This is a genomic window from Streptomyces sp. NPDC043952 (assembly GCF_056435325.1).
Genome location: NZ_JBWKES010000006.1, coordinates 82519 through 96726 on the forward strand (window position 1 = coordinate 82519; position 14208 = coordinate 96726).

General features: G+C 70.0%; 14 protein-coding genes. 6 read left to right on the forward strand and 8 right to left on the reverse strand.

Annotated features, from left to right (window positions below):
• The first annotated feature begins 27 nt into the window (after nt 1-27).
• The 6 genes from murJ to trxA all read left to right on the forward strand — a co-directional run bounded on the left by murJ (nt 28) and on the right by trxA (nt 7418).
• On the forward strand, nt 28-2418 hold the full coding sequence (murJ, locus tag AC069R_RS09070; RefSeq protein ID WP_478765841.1) for a murein biosynthesis integral membrane protein MurJ: 2391 nt from the start codon (nt 28-30) through the stop codon (nt 2416-2418).
• Between the two features lie 118 nt (nt 2419-2536).
• The gene (locus tag AC069R_RS09075; RefSeq protein WP_478765843.1) at nt 2537-4252 is read left to right on the forward strand and encodes a protein kinase family protein; all 1716 of its coding nucleotides are present in this window, start codon (nt 2537-2539) and stop codon (nt 4250-4252) included.
• Between the two features lie 25 nt (nt 4253-4277).
• Complete coding sequence (gene sigM / locus AC069R_RS09080; protein WP_478765844.1) at nt 4278-4970, forward strand: RNA polymerase sigma factor SigM; 693 nt, start codon at nt 4278-4280, stop codon at nt 4968-4970.
• Nucleotides 4967-5914: an anti-sigma factor family protein gene (locus tag AC069R_RS09085; RefSeq protein WP_478765846.1), complete on the forward strand. Its 948-nt coding sequence runs from the start codon at nt 4967-4969 to the stop codon at nt 5912-5914. Before sigM ends, AC069R_RS09085 begins: the two co-directional genes overlap by 4 nt.
• Before the next feature lie 146 nt (nt 5915-6060).
• Complete coding sequence (trxB, locus tag AC069R_RS09090) at nt 6061-7032, forward strand: thioredoxin-disulfide reductase (RefSeq protein WP_471062370.1); 972 nt, start codon at nt 6061-6063, stop codon at nt 7030-7032.
• Nucleotides 7033-7088: 56 nt separating this feature from the next.
• Nucleotides 7089-7418 carry a thioredoxin gene (gene trxA, locus AC069R_RS09095; protein ID WP_037650402.1) on the forward strand — a complete coding sequence of 110 codons (330 nt, stop codon included), beginning with the start codon at nt 7089-7091 and terminating at the stop codon, nt 7416-7418.
• 75 nt (nt 7419-7493) lie between these two features.
• On the opposite strand, the gene AC069R_RS09100 is transcribed toward trxA, so the two are convergent.
• From AC069R_RS09100 to rnpA, 8 genes are all read right to left on the reverse strand, one after another.
• A complete protein-coding gene (locus AC069R_RS09100) occupies nt 7494-8111 on the reverse strand; it encodes a GNAT family N-acetyltransferase (RefSeq protein ID WP_478765848.1) in 618 nt (205 codons plus the stop codon).
• 197 nt (nt 8112-8308) lie between these two features.
• Nucleotides 8309-9409 (reverse strand): ParB/RepB/Spo0J family partition protein, encoded by a 1101-nt coding sequence (locus tag AC069R_RS09105; RefSeq protein ID WP_478765850.1) that lies wholly within the window; start codon nt 9407-9409, stop codon nt 8309-8311.
• Entirely contained in the window at nt 9406-10479 is a 1074-nt protein-coding gene (locus AC069R_RS09110) for a ParA family protein (protein WP_478766141.1), read from the reverse strand. Before AC069R_RS09110 ends, AC069R_RS09105 begins: the two co-directional genes overlap by 4 nt.
• A 297-nt stretch (nt 10480-10776) precedes the next feature.
• Nucleotides 10777-11493 carry a 16S rRNA (guanine(527)-N(7))-methyltransferase RsmG gene (rsmG, locus tag AC069R_RS09115; RefSeq protein ID WP_397985051.1) on the reverse strand — a complete coding sequence of 239 codons (717 nt, stop codon included), beginning with the start codon at nt 11491-11493 and terminating at the stop codon, nt 10777-10779.
• Between the two features lie 118 nt (nt 11494-11611).
• Nucleotides 11612-12124 carry a Jag family protein gene (locus AC069R_RS09120; protein WP_478765852.1) on the reverse strand — a complete coding sequence of 171 codons (513 nt, stop codon included), beginning with the start codon at nt 12122-12124 and terminating at the stop codon, nt 11612-11614.
• 15 nt (nt 12125-12139) lie between these two features.
• Nucleotides 12140-13447 (reverse strand): membrane protein insertase YidC, encoded by a 1308-nt coding sequence (gene yidC, locus AC069R_RS09125; RefSeq protein ID WP_478765854.1) that lies wholly within the window; start codon nt 13445-13447, stop codon nt 12140-12142.
• A 3-nt stretch (nt 13448-13450) separates the two neighbouring features.
• On the reverse strand, nt 13451-13825 hold the full coding sequence (gene yidD / locus AC069R_RS09130) for a membrane protein insertion efficiency factor YidD (protein ID WP_145488813.1): 375 nt from the start codon (nt 13823-13825) through the stop codon (nt 13451-13453).
• Nucleotides 13822-14193 carry a ribonuclease P protein component gene (gene rnpA / locus AC069R_RS09135; RefSeq protein ID WP_078967093.1) on the reverse strand — a complete coding sequence of 124 codons (372 nt, stop codon included), beginning with the start codon at nt 14191-14193 and terminating at the stop codon, nt 13822-13824. The genes yidD and rnpA overlap by 4 nt, the downstream gene beginning before the upstream one ends.
• Between the last annotated feature and the right edge of the window lie 15 nt (nt 14194-14208).

Sequence of the window (14208 nt, forward strand, 5' to 3'; positions counted from 1 at the left end):
GCCCGGGACGATGAGGTGGGGTAAGGCATGAACGCGCCGTACGACGGTGACCGCGGCCAGGGCGCGGCCGGCTCGGGCTACCCCGAGACGCCGCCCGAGCCCGGCCAGGTACCGCCGCAGCAAGCGGCGGACATGTACCTCCAGGACGCCTACGACCAGGACCCCTACCGGGCACACGACCTGACCGCCCAGGACCCGGTCGCCGAGGCGCTCTACGACCGCGCCGCGCACCCCCCGCCCCCTCCGGGCGCCCACGAGCAGCCACTGTACGGACAGCCCGCCCAGTCGCCGTACGCGCCCGACCCGCGGGTGTGGGCGCAGACCCCACCGCCCGAGCCGGAGGGCGCGGCACCCCACCTGCCCTACGGCGACGACCCGCGCACCACCCAGTTCGTGGGCGTGGACGACCTGGTGTCGAACTCCGGCGAGGAGTACCACGAGCCGGACGCCTTCGCGCACCTCTTCAAGGACCAGCAGCACAGCGGCGGACACGCGCCGATGGACCCGCCGGGCGTTCCGGGCCCGGCCGCCGCGCCGGGTATGGGAGCAGCGCCCGGCGGCCAGTACCCGCCCGCCTACGGCCGGCACCCGCAGCAGAATCCGTACGCCGGGCAGGGATACCCGGCCGCGCCCGCCGCGCCCTACGCCTCCGCCCAGAACCCGGTGCAGCCCCCGGCACCCGCACCGGCCGGGGCCCCGGCGCCCGGTGTCCCGGCCGGGTCCGGGCCGGCCGAGACGGTCATGGCACCCGCTGTCTCCGTGGCGACCGCCGCGCCCGCCAAGAAGGGCGGCAAGGTCGGCGGGCTGATGAAGTCCAGCGCCGTGATGGCGGCGGGCACCCTGGTCTCCCGGCTCACCGGCTTCGTCCGCTCCGCGCTGATCGTCTCCGCGCTCGGCCTCGGCTTCCTCGGCGACTCCTTCCAGGTCGCCTACCAGCTGCCGACCATGATCTACATCCTCACCGTCGGCGGCGGCCTCAACTCGGTCTTCGTGCCGCAGCTGGTCCGCTCGATGAAGGAGGACGAGGACGGCGGCGAGGCCTTCGCCAACCGGCTGCTGACCCTGGTGATGGTGGCACTGGCCGCGCTGACCGTCCTCGCGATGTTCGCGGCCCCCCTGCTGGTCCGCCTGATCTCCAACCCGGTCGCCAGCAACCCGGCAGCCAACGAGGTCGCGGTCACCTTCACCCGCTACTTCCTGCCCTCGATCTTCTTCATGGGCATCCATGTGGTGATGGGTCAGGTCCTCAACGCGCGCGGCAAGTTCGGCGCGATGATGTGGACCCCGGTCCTGAACAACATCGTCATCATCGTGACGCTGGGCATGTTCATCTGGGTCTACGGCACCGCCGCCCACTCCCACATGACGGTCACGAACATCCCGCCGCAGGGTCAGCGCCTGCTCGGCGTCGGTGTGCTGCTCGGCCTGGTCGTGCAGGCGCTGGCGATGATCCCCTATCTGCGCGAGACCGGGTTCCGGATCCGGCCCCGGTTCGACTGGCGCGGCCACGGACTGGGCAAGGCGGCGGCGCTCGCCAAGTGGACGTTCCTGTTCGTCCTCGCCAACCAGGCCGGCGCCATGATCGTCACCCAGCTGTCCACCGCGGCCGGCAAGGACTCCGGCGTCTCGGGCACCGGCTTCGCCGCCTACGCCAACGCCCAGCTGATCTGGGGCCTGCCGCAGGCCATCATCACGGTCTCCCTGATGGCCGCGCTGCTGCCGCGCATCGCCCGCTCGGCCGCCGAGGGCGACGGCGGCGCCGTACGCGACGACATCTCCCAGGGCCTGCGGACCACCGCGGTCGCCATCGTCCCGGTCGCCTTCGGCTTCGTGTCGCTGGGCATCCCGATGTGCACCCTGATCTTCGGCAGCTCGGGCGTCGGCTCGGCCACCAACATGGGCTACATGCTGATGGCCTTCGGCCTCGGCCTGATCCCGTTCTCGGTGCAGTACGTCGTCCTGCGCGCCTTCTACGCCTACGAAGACACCCGCACCCCCTTCTACAACACCGTCATCGTGGCCGCGGTCAACGCGGGCGCCTCGGCGCTGTGCTTCTTCCTGCTGCCGGCCCGCTGGGCGGTCGCCGGCATGGCGGCCGCGTACGGCATCGCCTACGCGATCGGCGTCATCGTCGCCTGGCGGCGGCTGCGCAAGCGCCTCGGCGGCGACCTGGACGGCGCGCGGGTGCTGCGGACGTACGCCCGGCTGTGCATCGCCTCGGTACCGGCGGCCCTGCTCAGCGGCGCGGCCTGCTACGGCATCGGGCATACCCTCGGCCAGGGCGTCATCGGCTCCTTCGCGGCCCTGGTCGCCGGCGGGGCCGTACTGCTCGGTGTCTTCTTCGTCGCCGCCCGCCGGATGCGGATCGACGAACTGAACTCGCTCGTGGGCATGGTGCGCGGGCGGCTGGGCCGCTGAGGCGGGGGTAAGCGCACAACCATCGTCCGCCGCCGTGTGTCGTGCATAGCGGCGGACTGTGGGCACAATTGGTTTCGGCGTCGGACAGCGTGCAACGGATGGGGAGGCAGGGACGACGGTGGCGGAACGGAGCACGGCTGCCGTCGACGTGGCAGACAACAGCGGCGAGCAGCCGCTGACCGCGAAGGCGGACCAGTCCACGGCCGACGGGGTGGCCAAGAACCCGCAGCGGGACACGGACGGCGACGGGGGGCGGGGGAGCGACGCGAAGGGTTCTCTCCAGCAGACCTCGCCGCCCGAACTGCACAGCGGTCACAAGCTCGCCAGACGCTACCGGCTGGAGGAGTGCGTCACCCGACTGGACGGATTCAGCAGCTGGCGTGCGGTCGACGAGAAACTGCGCCGCGCCGTCGGCGTCCACGTCCTGCCGGCGGACCACGCGCGGGCCCGTTCGGTCCTCGCCGCGGCCCGCGCCTCCGCACTGCTCGGCGACCCGCGTTTCGTCCAGGTCCTCGACGCGGTCGAGGAGAACGACCTCGTCTACGTCGTCCACGAATGGCTGCCCGACGCCACCGAGCTGACCACGCTGCTCACGGCCGGTCCGCTGGAGCCGCACGACGCGTACCAGATGGTCAGTCAGGTCGCCTCCGCCATGGCCGCCGCACACCGCGAGGGCCTCGCCCATCTGCGGCTGAACCCCAACGCCGTGCTGCGCGCCTCGACCGGCCAGTGGCGCATCCGCGGCCTCGCGGTGAACGCCGCGCTGCGCGGCATCAGCTCCGACACCCCGCAGCGCACCGACACCGAGGCGCTCGGCGCCCTGCTGTACGCGGCGCTGACCCAGCGCTGGCCCTACGAGGACGACGCCTACGGTCTGTCGGGCCTCCCCAAGGACATCGGTCTCATCGCGCCGGACCAGGTGCGGGCCGGAGTCCACCGCGGTCTGTCGGAACTGGCCATGCGGGCGCTCGCCAACGACGGGGCCACCGCGTCCCGGCACGAGGCGCCGTGCACCACGCCGGAGGAGCTGGTGAAGGCGATCGGCGAGATGCCGCGCATCCGCCCGCCGGAGCCGGCGTTCACCGCACCGCCGGAGTACCAGCGCACCACCTACCAGCAGGGCACCTACGGCCGTCAAGCGCCGCACCCCGGCGCTCCCCAGCCGATCGCCGCTCCGCCGCCCCCGCTCCAGAGCCGTACCGGCAAGGCCCTGAAGTGGGCGGTCTCCGCCCTGCTCATCGCCGCTCTCGGCCTGGGCAGCTGGCAGTTGGCGGACGCGCTGATGGACCAGGGCGGCAAGTCCAACGAGACCAACAAGAGCCGCACCACGGACGGCGGCGACAAGACCGCCAATCAGCCGCCGGCACCGATAAAGATCCAGGGCAGCCAGGAGTTCGTCGCCGAGGGCGATGCCCAGAGCCCCGCCAACGTCGCCAAGACATACGACGGCAATCCCTCGACCTACTGGAAGACCAAGTCCTTCAACGACGGTCCGCCCATCGCGCCGCTGAAGCCGGGCGTCGGCATCGTCTACGACCTCGGCTCGGCCACCCAGCTCGACACGGCCACGCTCAGCCTGCGCTACGGCGGCGACCACACCACGGTCGAGCTGTACGCCGCGGATTCGCTGACCCCGTCGTCGCTGGACTCGATGACCAAGATCGGCAGTGTCACCACCACCGGCACCACCGCCAATGTGAAGGTCACCAAGCAGCTGAAGACGCGGTACGTCCTCGTCTGGCTGACTGCCCTGCCGAAGTCCGGCTACGACTCCGAGCTGTACTCCAGAGCGGGTTACAAGCAGGCCATCGGCGAAGTGAAGTTCACGGGCTGACGTCTCACCCGGACCGGAGGGGCAGATGGCGGAGGGCGCCGGATACGACGGGGTGAGCGACCAGGAGCTGCTCGCCCGCCATGTGCGGGGAGAACCCGACGCCTTCGGAGAGATCGTCCGGCGGCACCGGGACCGGCTCTGGGCGGTCGCGCTGCGCACGCTGGGGGACCGCGAGGAGGCCGCCGACGCGGTGCAGGACGCCCTGGTGTCGGCCTACCGGGCCGCGGGCTCCTTCCGGGGCCAGTCGGCGGTGACCACCTGGCTGCACCGGATCACGGTCAACGCCTGCCTGGACCGTGCCCGCAAGGCGGCCTCGCGCAAGACCGCCCCGGTGGACGACACCGAGCGGCTGGAGCAGCTACTGGAGCCGCACGAGTCCGCGTCCGCGCCGGCCGAGCGCAATGATCTGCACCGCCAGCTCATCGAGGCGATGGGCACCCTGGCGCCGGAGCAGCGGGCCGCGCTGGTCCTGGTGGACATGCAGGGCTACCCGGTCGCCGAGGCGGCCCGGATCCTGGATGTGCCGACGGGCACGGTGAAGAGTCGGTGCGCCCGCGGCAGAGCCCGGCTGCTGCCCCTGCTCGCCCATCTGCGTCCCGGCCGGAACCAGGTGCAAGGGACATCCGTCCCATCCGCGACGGGGGCTTGCGACGCGAGTCTCCCGGAGACGGGACCGACCGATTCAGCTGTAGCGAAGGGCGGAGGTGGGCGAGCGTGACATCGACGACGGACACGGCCGGGCACCCGGACGTCACCGAGATCTCCGACCTCGCCGAGGGCCTTCTCCCGCCCGACCGCAGCACGGACGTGCGGCGCCATCTGGACGCCTGCGAGCCCTGCGCGGACGTCTACGCCTCCCTGGAGGAGATCCGGGGGCTGCTGGACTCCGCGCAGGCGACGGAGCCCATGCCGGTCGACGTGGCCCAGCGCATCGATGCCGCCCTGGCCGCCGAGGCACCGCTCAACGTTTCCCGGCCGGACACCGCGGCCGATGTTTCACGTGAAACATCGACCACTGCCGCATACGGAACGACCGCTCCGGCCGACCAACCCACTGACCGGCCGCCCGCCGACCGCTCCACCGACCGCCCCGTCGGCCGTCCGCAAGCCGCGACCGGGCCGGGCCGGAAGAAGAACGGGCCCGGACGCCGCCGCAGGACCGCCGTGTTGGGCGGTGTGCTGGCCGCCGCCGTCCTGGGCGCCGGTGCGCTGGTGCTCCAGTCGTTCGGCGGCGGTACATCCTCCCCGACGGCCCACGGCAGGCCGAGCGCATCCACCGACGTGTTCTCGGGCAGCAGCGTCCAGAACCAGGTACGGGAGCTGCTGACCGCGAAGAAGAGCCCTCAGCGGGAAGGAGGCCGGCGGCCGGGATCTGGCCACAGCTCCGGGCAGAGCACCCCGCAGACGGGCGAGAGCGCGAACACCCTCCTCCAGCCACAGGTCGCCGTCCCCGACTGCGTCCGGCTCGCGGTACCGCGAGGCGAACAGGCCCTGGCCGCGAAGGCCGGTACGTACGGCGGGAAGAGTGCCTATCTCGTCGTGCTCCCCGACCCTCAGGACAGCGCGCACGTCACGGCCTACGTGGTCGACGCCGCCTGCGTCGGACAACGGTCCGTCTCCGCCGGCAAGGTTCTGCTGAAGCAACCCGTCGCCCGTCCCTGACCCGCGTCCCGGCCAGTCGTCTCACGCACGCGTGTGCCCGGACACAGCGGGAATGCGCGCCCCGTAGGATCCGTTGGGTGGGGTGAGAGCCCCGAAAGGGACTTCCACCGGTCGACTGACGCAGACCAGAGACGAGGAATAAAGCCGTGAGCGATGTCCGTAATGTGATCATCATCGGCTCCGGGCCCGCAGGCTACACGTCGGCGCTCTACACCGCCCGTGCGTCGCTGAAGCCCCTGGTGTTCGAGGGCGCCGTCACCGCCGGTGGCGCGCTGATGAACACCACCGAGGTGGAGAACTTCCCGGGCTTCCGTGACGGCATCATGGGCCCCGACCTCATGGACAACATGCGGGCGCAGGCCGAACGCTTCGGCGCCGAGCTGATCCCGGACGACATCGTCTCGGTCGACCTCACCGGGGAGATCAAGACCGTCACCGACACCGCGGGCACGGTCCACAAGGCCAAGGCGGTCATCGTCACCACCGGCTCCCAGCACCGCAAGCTCGGCCTCCCGAACGAGGACGCGCTGTCCGGCCGCGGTGTCTCCTGGTGCGCCACCTGCGACGGGTTCTTCTTCAAGGATCAGGACATCGCCGTGATCGGCGGCGGCGACACCGCGATGGAGGAGGCCACCTTCCTCTCGCGCTTCGCCAAGTCCGTGACGATCGTCCACCGCCGGGACACCCTGCGCGCCTCCAAGGCGATGCAGGAGCGCGCCTTCGGCGACCCGAAGATCAAGTTCGTCTGGGACAGCGAGGTCGCCGAGATCCAGGGCGAGCAGAAGCTCTCCGGCCTGAAGCTGCGCAACCTGAAGACCGGCGAGCTGTCCGAGCTGCCCGTGACGGGTCTGTTCATCGCGATCGGCCACGACCCGCGCACCGAGCTGTTCAAGGGCCAGCTGGACCTCGACGAGGAGGGCTACCTGAAGGTCGCCTCCCCGTCCACCCGCACCAATGTGACCGGTGTCTTCGCCGCCGGTGACGTGGTCGACCACACCTACCGCCAGGCGATCACCGCGGCCGGCACCGGCTGCTCCGCCGCCCTGGACGCCGAGCGCTACCTCGCCGCCCTCGCGGACGAGGACCAGGCCGAGCCCGAGAAGACCGCCGCGGTCTGACCCTCCTCTCAGCTTCCTCCCCTCTCCCACCCCACGATCAAGTTAAGGAGCCCAGCGTGGCCGCCCTGAAGAACGTGACCGACGCCTCCTTCGACGAGGACGTCCTCAAGAACGACAAGCCCGTCCTGGTGGACTTCTGGGCCGCCTGGTGCGGTCCCTGCCGCCAGATCGCCCCCTCCCTGGAGGCGATCGCGGCCGAGCACGGCGACAAGATCGAGATCGTCAAGCTCAACATCGACGAGAACCCGGCCACGGCCGCCAAGTACGGGGTCATGTCCATCCCGACCCTGAACGTCTACCAGGGTGGCGAGGTCGCCAAGACCATCGTCGGCGCCAAGCCCAAGGCCGCGATCGTCCGCGACCTCGAGGACTTCATCGCCGAGTGATGTTTCACGTGAAACACGAAGGGGCCGACCTCCACGGGTCGGCCCCTTCGTTCGTATCCGTCCAGGGACGTGCCACTACAACGGCCGCAGCGCCGGCTCCTTCTGGACTGCGCCCAGCAACCGGTCGATCGCCATCTCGACGTCTTCCTTCCAGGAGAGCGTCGACCGCAGCTCCAGCCGCAGCCGGGGATGCGCCGGATGCTGCCGTACCGTCTTGAAGCCCACGGCCAGCAGATGGTCCGCCGGCAGCAGACAGGCGGGCTCCTTCCAGCGGGCGTCGCCGAATGCCTCTATGGCCTTGAAGCCCCGGCGCAGCAGATCCTTGGCCACCGTCTGCACCAGCACCCGGCCGAGCCCCTGGCCCTGATAGCCGGGCTTGATGAAGGCCGTGATCAGCTGCACGGCGTCCGGGGAGACCGGGCTCGTGGGAAAGGCAGAGGAACGCGGGACATAGGCGGGAGGGGCGTAGAGCACATAGCCCACCGGTGCGTCATCGACGTAGACCACGCGGCCGCAGGAGCCCCAGTCGAGCAGGACGGCGGAGATCCAGGATTCCTTCTCCTCGGCGGCCGTACCGGCCTTGACCGCCGCCTCTCCGCTGACGGGGTCCAGCTCCCAGAAGACACAGGAGCGGCAGCGCTGCGGAAGATCCTGAAGGTTGTCCAGTGTGAGCGGCACCAGCCGACGCCCCATGAAGGCCCTTCCTCGCTTCCCTCACCGGCCGCTGCGGTGCGAACGGCCGTCCGAGCACTGCGCTCCCTGAACACTCGCATCGTATCCAGGATGCGATTCACTCGATACTGCCGCAAAGCAAAGAGCGGGCCGTGTTCCGGTACACACCGGACACGCCCGCTCGTCGCATGATCCCAGGGGATCGAAGCGTCCAGGGATCAGTCGTCCTGGTCGTCCTCGGCGCTCTCCTGAAGATCGTTCGGCAGGACCCGGCCCTCGCCGGGGGCGAGGGTGCCCAGGATCCGCTGAAGGTCCTCCATGGAGGCGAACTCCACGGTGATCTTGCCCTTCTTCTGCCCGAGGTCGACCTTCACACGGGTCTCGAAGCGATCCGACAGCCGGGTCGCCAGCTCGTTCAGCGCCGGGGAGAGCCGGGAGCCGGCCCGCGGTCCCTTGGGGCGCTGCGGCTTCTGCGGCCGGGAGCCCATGAGGGTGACGATCTCCTCGACGGCCCGCACCGACAGCCCCTCGGCCACGATGCGATGGGCCAGCCGGTCCTGCTCCTCCGAGTCCGCCACGGACAGCAGCGCCCGTGCGTGCCCGGCGGAGAGCACCCCTGCGGCGACCCTCTTCTGCACCGTCGGCGAGAGCTTCAGCAGCCTCAGGGTGTTGGAGACCTGGGGGCGGGAGCGACCGATCCGGTCGGCCAGCTGGTCATGCGTGCAGTTGAAGTCCTTCAGCAGCTGGTCATAGGCGGCGGCCTCTTCCAGCGGGTTCAGCTGCGCGCGGTGCAGGTTCTCCAGCAGCGCGTCCAGGAGAAGCTTCTCGTCCTCCGTGGCCCGGACGATCGCCGGGATGGCCTCAAGGCCGGCCTCACGGCAGGCGCGCCAGCGGCGCTCGCCCATGATCAGCTCATAGCGGCCGGGGCCCAGCTGCCGTACGACGACCGGCTGGAGCAGACCGACCTCCCGGATGGAGGTGATCAGCTCGTGCAGGGCGTCCTCGTCGAAGACCTCGCGCGGCTGGCGCGGGTTCGGCGTGATCGCGTCCAGGGGGATCTCGGCGAAGTGGGCGCCCAGCGGAGGCGCGAGCGTCTCCGCATCCGGGTCGGCCGGCCGCTCCTCGTCTTCCTGGGCGGGCGACGGCAGCGTGGCCACCTTCGCCGCGGCAACTCCGCGCTCGGCCGTCAGGACCGGGACGCCCGCGGGAGAGGCGGACGCACCGCCGCTCAACGCGCTCGGCACCGGGTTCTTCTCGACCGGGGCAGCAGGGATCAACGCGCCCAGACCTCGGCCCAACCCCCTCCGTCGCTCACTCACTGGATCCCCTCCACCATGCTCGGGTCGCTCTGGGCGCCGACATGGGCCTGGCTCGCGTCATAGCTGATGCCAACGCCCCTCAGCGCGATTTCTCGGGCCGCCTCAAGATACGAGAGGGCGCCGCTCGATCCAGGATCGTAAGTCAGCACCGTCTGCCCGTAGCTCGGCGCCTCGGAGATACGGACCGAGCGGGGAATGCTCGTCCGCAGCACCTCTTCGCCGAAGTGGCTGCGCACCTCTTCCGCGACCTGGGAGGCGAGACGCGTCCGGCCGTCGTACATGGTGAGCAGGATGGTCGATACATGCAGGGCGGGGTTGAGGTGCCCCCGCACCAGATCGACATTGCGCAGCAGCTGCCCCAGGCCCTCCAGCGCGTAGTACTCGCACTGGATCGGGATGAGGACCTCTTGGCCCGCGACCAGCGCATTGACCGTCAACAGGCCGAGCGAGGGCGGGCAGTCGATGAGGATGTAGTCCAACGGCTGCTCGTACGCCTGGATCGCGCGGTCCAGGCGGCTTTCGCGGGCCACCAGGGACACCAGCTCGATCTCCGCACCGGCGAGATCGATGGTGGCCGGGGCACAGAAGAGTCCTTCGACGTCCGGTACCGGCTGGACGACCTCGGCGAGCGGCTTGCTCTCCACCAACACGTCGTAGATCGACGGAACTTCGGCGTGGTGGTCGATCCCGAGGGCCGTGGATGCGTTGCCCTGCGGGTCTAGGTCGATCACCAGCACACGGGCACCGTGCAGAGCCAGCGAGGCGGCAAGGTTGACGGTCGTCGTCGTCTTGCCCACGCCACCCTTCTGGTTGGCGACCACCATGACGCGCGTCTGCTCCGGTCGCGGCAGATTTTCGCCGGCGCGACCGAGAGCCTCCACGGCCAGTTGGGCCGCACGACCGATGGGGGTGTCGTCCATCGGGGGCGGTGTTTCACGTGAAACATCCGTCCCCATCGACTCGGTTCGGGGACCGGGGACCGGATCGGTCATCGGTCCCGCGATGTTGGCGTCGGACCGCAAGGATTCACTCTCCTCGACTTCAGGCTCGCAATGAACAGAGCCTCCCATGCCTTCGGGGTCATGAACCAGTGAGGCCGGGTCTTCTGTGGAGAAATCCACCTCTGTGGACAACTCCGTGCCCTCTGCGGGGGACGGAGCCGGCGTGGCGGAGGGGTCCGAGCCTCCTCGGAGAGAACCGAGGGGCTTCCGGTCGCGGGGTTCGGCCGCGCGGCCGCGACTGATGATGCCGTGCAACAGTGAGCGACGTTTCACGTGAAACAACGATGCACAGCACCGGCGACCGGGGCCCTGCGACACTCCGTCGTGCGTAGGCGGGCAGCTTGTGTGGAGTACGTCCGGGGCGGCTCAGCGACGCCGGCGGGCGCGGCCGGTGCGCGCGGCCTTCGCCCGCTTGGCGGCGAAGCGCACACCGCCGGGGCTCTCCCCGACCTCGACCCGGACCACCGTGGAGAGGGGGTCCACGATGCCCTCGCCCACATGGAGGATCGAGGTCTCCACCGCACCGAGCTTGCTCAGCGCGGTGGCCGAGGCCTTCAGCTCCTCCTCGGCGGTGTCGCCCTTGAGGGCCAGCATCTCGCCGTACGGGCGCAGCAGCGGAATCCCCCAGGTGGCCAGGCGGTCCAGCGGGGCCACGGCGCGGGCGGTCACCACATGGACCGGCGCCAGCTTGCCCAGGACCTCCTCGGCACGTCCCCGCACGACGGTGACATGGTCCAGGCCGAGCAGCTCGACGACCTCGGTGAGGAAGTTGGTGCGCCGCAGCAGGGGCTCCAGCAGGGTGATGTTGAGGTCCTCGCGGACCAGGGCCAGCGGGATGCCCGGCAGCCCGGCGCCGGAGCCTACGTCGCAGACCGTCACTCCCTCGGGGACGGCCTCGGAGAGCACCGCGCAGTTCAGGATGTGCCGCTCCCACAGGCGGGGCACTTCCCGCGGGCCGATCAGACCTCGCTGCACGCCCGCCTCCGCGAGCAGCTCCGCGTAGCGCACCGCATCGGCGAAGCGATCACCGAATACTTCGCGCGCCTGCTCGGGCGCGGGGGGAAGCTCCGCTGCCTCCGTCACGGGGACCGTCCTTCCGTACAGCGCCGGTGCTTCGCGCACCGGCCACCAGAACTACCAGGCTGACAAAGTTCGGCCCCGCCTGCTCAACAGACGGGGCCGGTGTAACAAGGGGGACCGATCAGGCGGGCAGCACGACGACGAACCGCTGCGGTTCCTCGCCCTCGGACTCGCTGCGCAGCCCGGCGGCCTTGACCGCGTCGTGCACGACCTTGCGCTCGAAGGGGGTCATGGGCCGGAGCTTCACGGGCTCGCCGGAACTCTTCGCATCGGCGGCGGCCTGGGCGCCCAGCTCGGACAGCTCGGCCCGCTTGGTGGCCCGGTACTCGGCGATGTCCAGCATCAGCCGGCTGCGGTCACCGGTCTCCCGGTGCACGGCCAGCCGCGTCAGCTCCTGAAGGGCCTCCAGCACCTCGCCGTCCCGGCCGACCAGCTTCTGCAGATCCCGGCTGCCGCTGTCGCTGATGATCGACACGGAGGCCCGGTCGGCCTCGACATCCATGTCGATGTCGCCGTCGAGGTCGGCGATGTCCAGCAGACCCTCCAGGTAGTCCGCCGCGATCTCACCCTCCTGCTCCAGGCGGGAGAGGGTGTCTGCACCCTCGGCAGCGGCGGAGGTGGTGCCTTCCGTCACGGGCTGGGCTCCTTCTTACTTCTTGGACGGGGACTTGGGCCGCTGCGGACCGCCCTTGCGCTGGCCGCTCTGGGCCTTGCTGCGGGCGCCCGTGCCGGGCTTCGATGCCTGCTGGGCAGCGGCGGGCTTGCTGTCCTGCGGCTGGTCGGTCTTCTCCGACGAGTCGGGCTGACCGGCGGGGTCGGACTTCTCCAGGGACGGGGAGTCGCCCGCCTGCTTGGTCCCGCCGGACTGGCGCTGGGACTTGCTCTGGCGCTTGGGCTGCTGGCGCCGCGGGGCCGTACCGGCGGTGGTGATCGCGCCGTCCTCGGTCCCCGCCTCGGTCTCGGCCGCCACGCTCTTGACCACGGTGCCGTCCGCCTGGGCGGCGAGGCCGGCCTTGTTCAGGGCGTTGATGAACTTGCGCTCGAACTCGTTGCGCTCGCGGCCCTTGGCGACGATCGCCTTGATGATCGCCTTCTCGCTGCGGCGGCCGACCTTGCCGTGGTGCGTGACGTGCTTGGTCAGGCGCTCCAGGTACGCGGCCTGGGCCTTGGAGCCCGGAGTCGGGTTGTTGCGGATGACGTACATCTGCTGGCCCATGGTCCACACGTTGGTGGTCAGCCAGTAGACGAGGACACCTACGGGGAAGCGGATGCCGAAGAAGGCGAACATGATCGGGAAGACGTACATCAGCATCTTCTGCTGCTGCATGAACGGCGTCTTCACCGTGGTGTCGACGTTCTTCGTCATCAGCTGGCGCTGCGTGTAGAACTGCGACGCCGACATCAGGACGATCATGATCGCGGTGACGACGCGGACGTCGGTCAGCGAGGCGCCGAGCTTCTGCACCGTGTCGGCGCCGTCCAGGAACTTCGCGGCCAGCGGGGCCCCGAAGATGTGCGCCTGGCGGGCGCTGGCGAGCAGGTCGGAGTTGATGTAACCGATCTTGGTGCCCGACGCGATGCCGTTGAGCACGTGGTACAGGGCGAAGAAGAACGGCGACTGCGCCAGGATGGGAAGGCACGAGGAGAGCGGGTTGGTACCCGCCTCCTTGTACAGCTTCATCATCTCTTCGGACTGACGCTGCTTGTCGTTCTTGTAGCGCTCCTGGATCTTCTTCATCTCCGGCTGGAGCGTCTGCATCGCGCGAGTCGCCTTGATCTGCTTCACGAAGAGCGGGATCAGGCAGATGCGGATCAGGATCACCAGGGACACGATGGACAGGCCCCAGGCCCACCCGGTGTCAGGTCCGAAGATCGCCCCGTACACCGTGTGGAACTGGACGATGACCCAGGAGACGGGCCAGGTGATGAAACTGAAGAGGCTGGCAATCGTGTCCACTAATCATGCTCCTTGGGCATGGGACGAGGTCTCTGCGGCCGGGCTCGGAGGAAGCTCGGAGACAAAGTCCTCGGGCTTCGCTTCGGTGGCCGGTTCGGCGGCGGAGGGCCCGCCCCGGCGTGCGCGCCAGGCGTCGCGCAGCATTTCGTGCCACCGCGGACGCTTGCGCGGCGGGACATGGTCCACACCGCCCAGCGACCACGGATTGCACCGGAGGATGCGCCAGGCGGTGAGTGCCGTGCCCTTGATCGCACCATGCCGGTCGATGGCCGTGTAGCCGTAATGGGAGCACGACGGGTAGTACTTGCACACCGGCCCGAGCAGTGGACTGATCGTCCACTGGTACAGCTTGATCAGAGCCAGCAGCGGGTACTTCATCGCGTGCCCCCTCCCAGCAGCCGCCGTAGGGCGGCATCCAGGTCTTGGGCCAGCTGTGCATGGTCGGCGTCGCCCGCCCCGGGCAGCGCTCGTACCACTACCAGGCTACCGGGGGGGAAAAGTGCGACTCGGTCACGCATCAGATGACGCAGTCTGCGCTTCACTTTGTTGCGCACGACCGCGCCACCCACGGCCTTGCTGACGACGAAACCCGCACGCGTCGGAGGAGCGCTCTCCCCAGGCGCGTGCGGGTCCGTGGCACCGCTACGAAGGTGGACGACGAGGGTCGGGCGACCGGCCCGGCGACCTCGTCGTACAGCGGTCGCGAAGTCCTCGCGCCGCCTCAGCCGGTTCTCGGTGGGCAGCACGATGTCATGACCTGA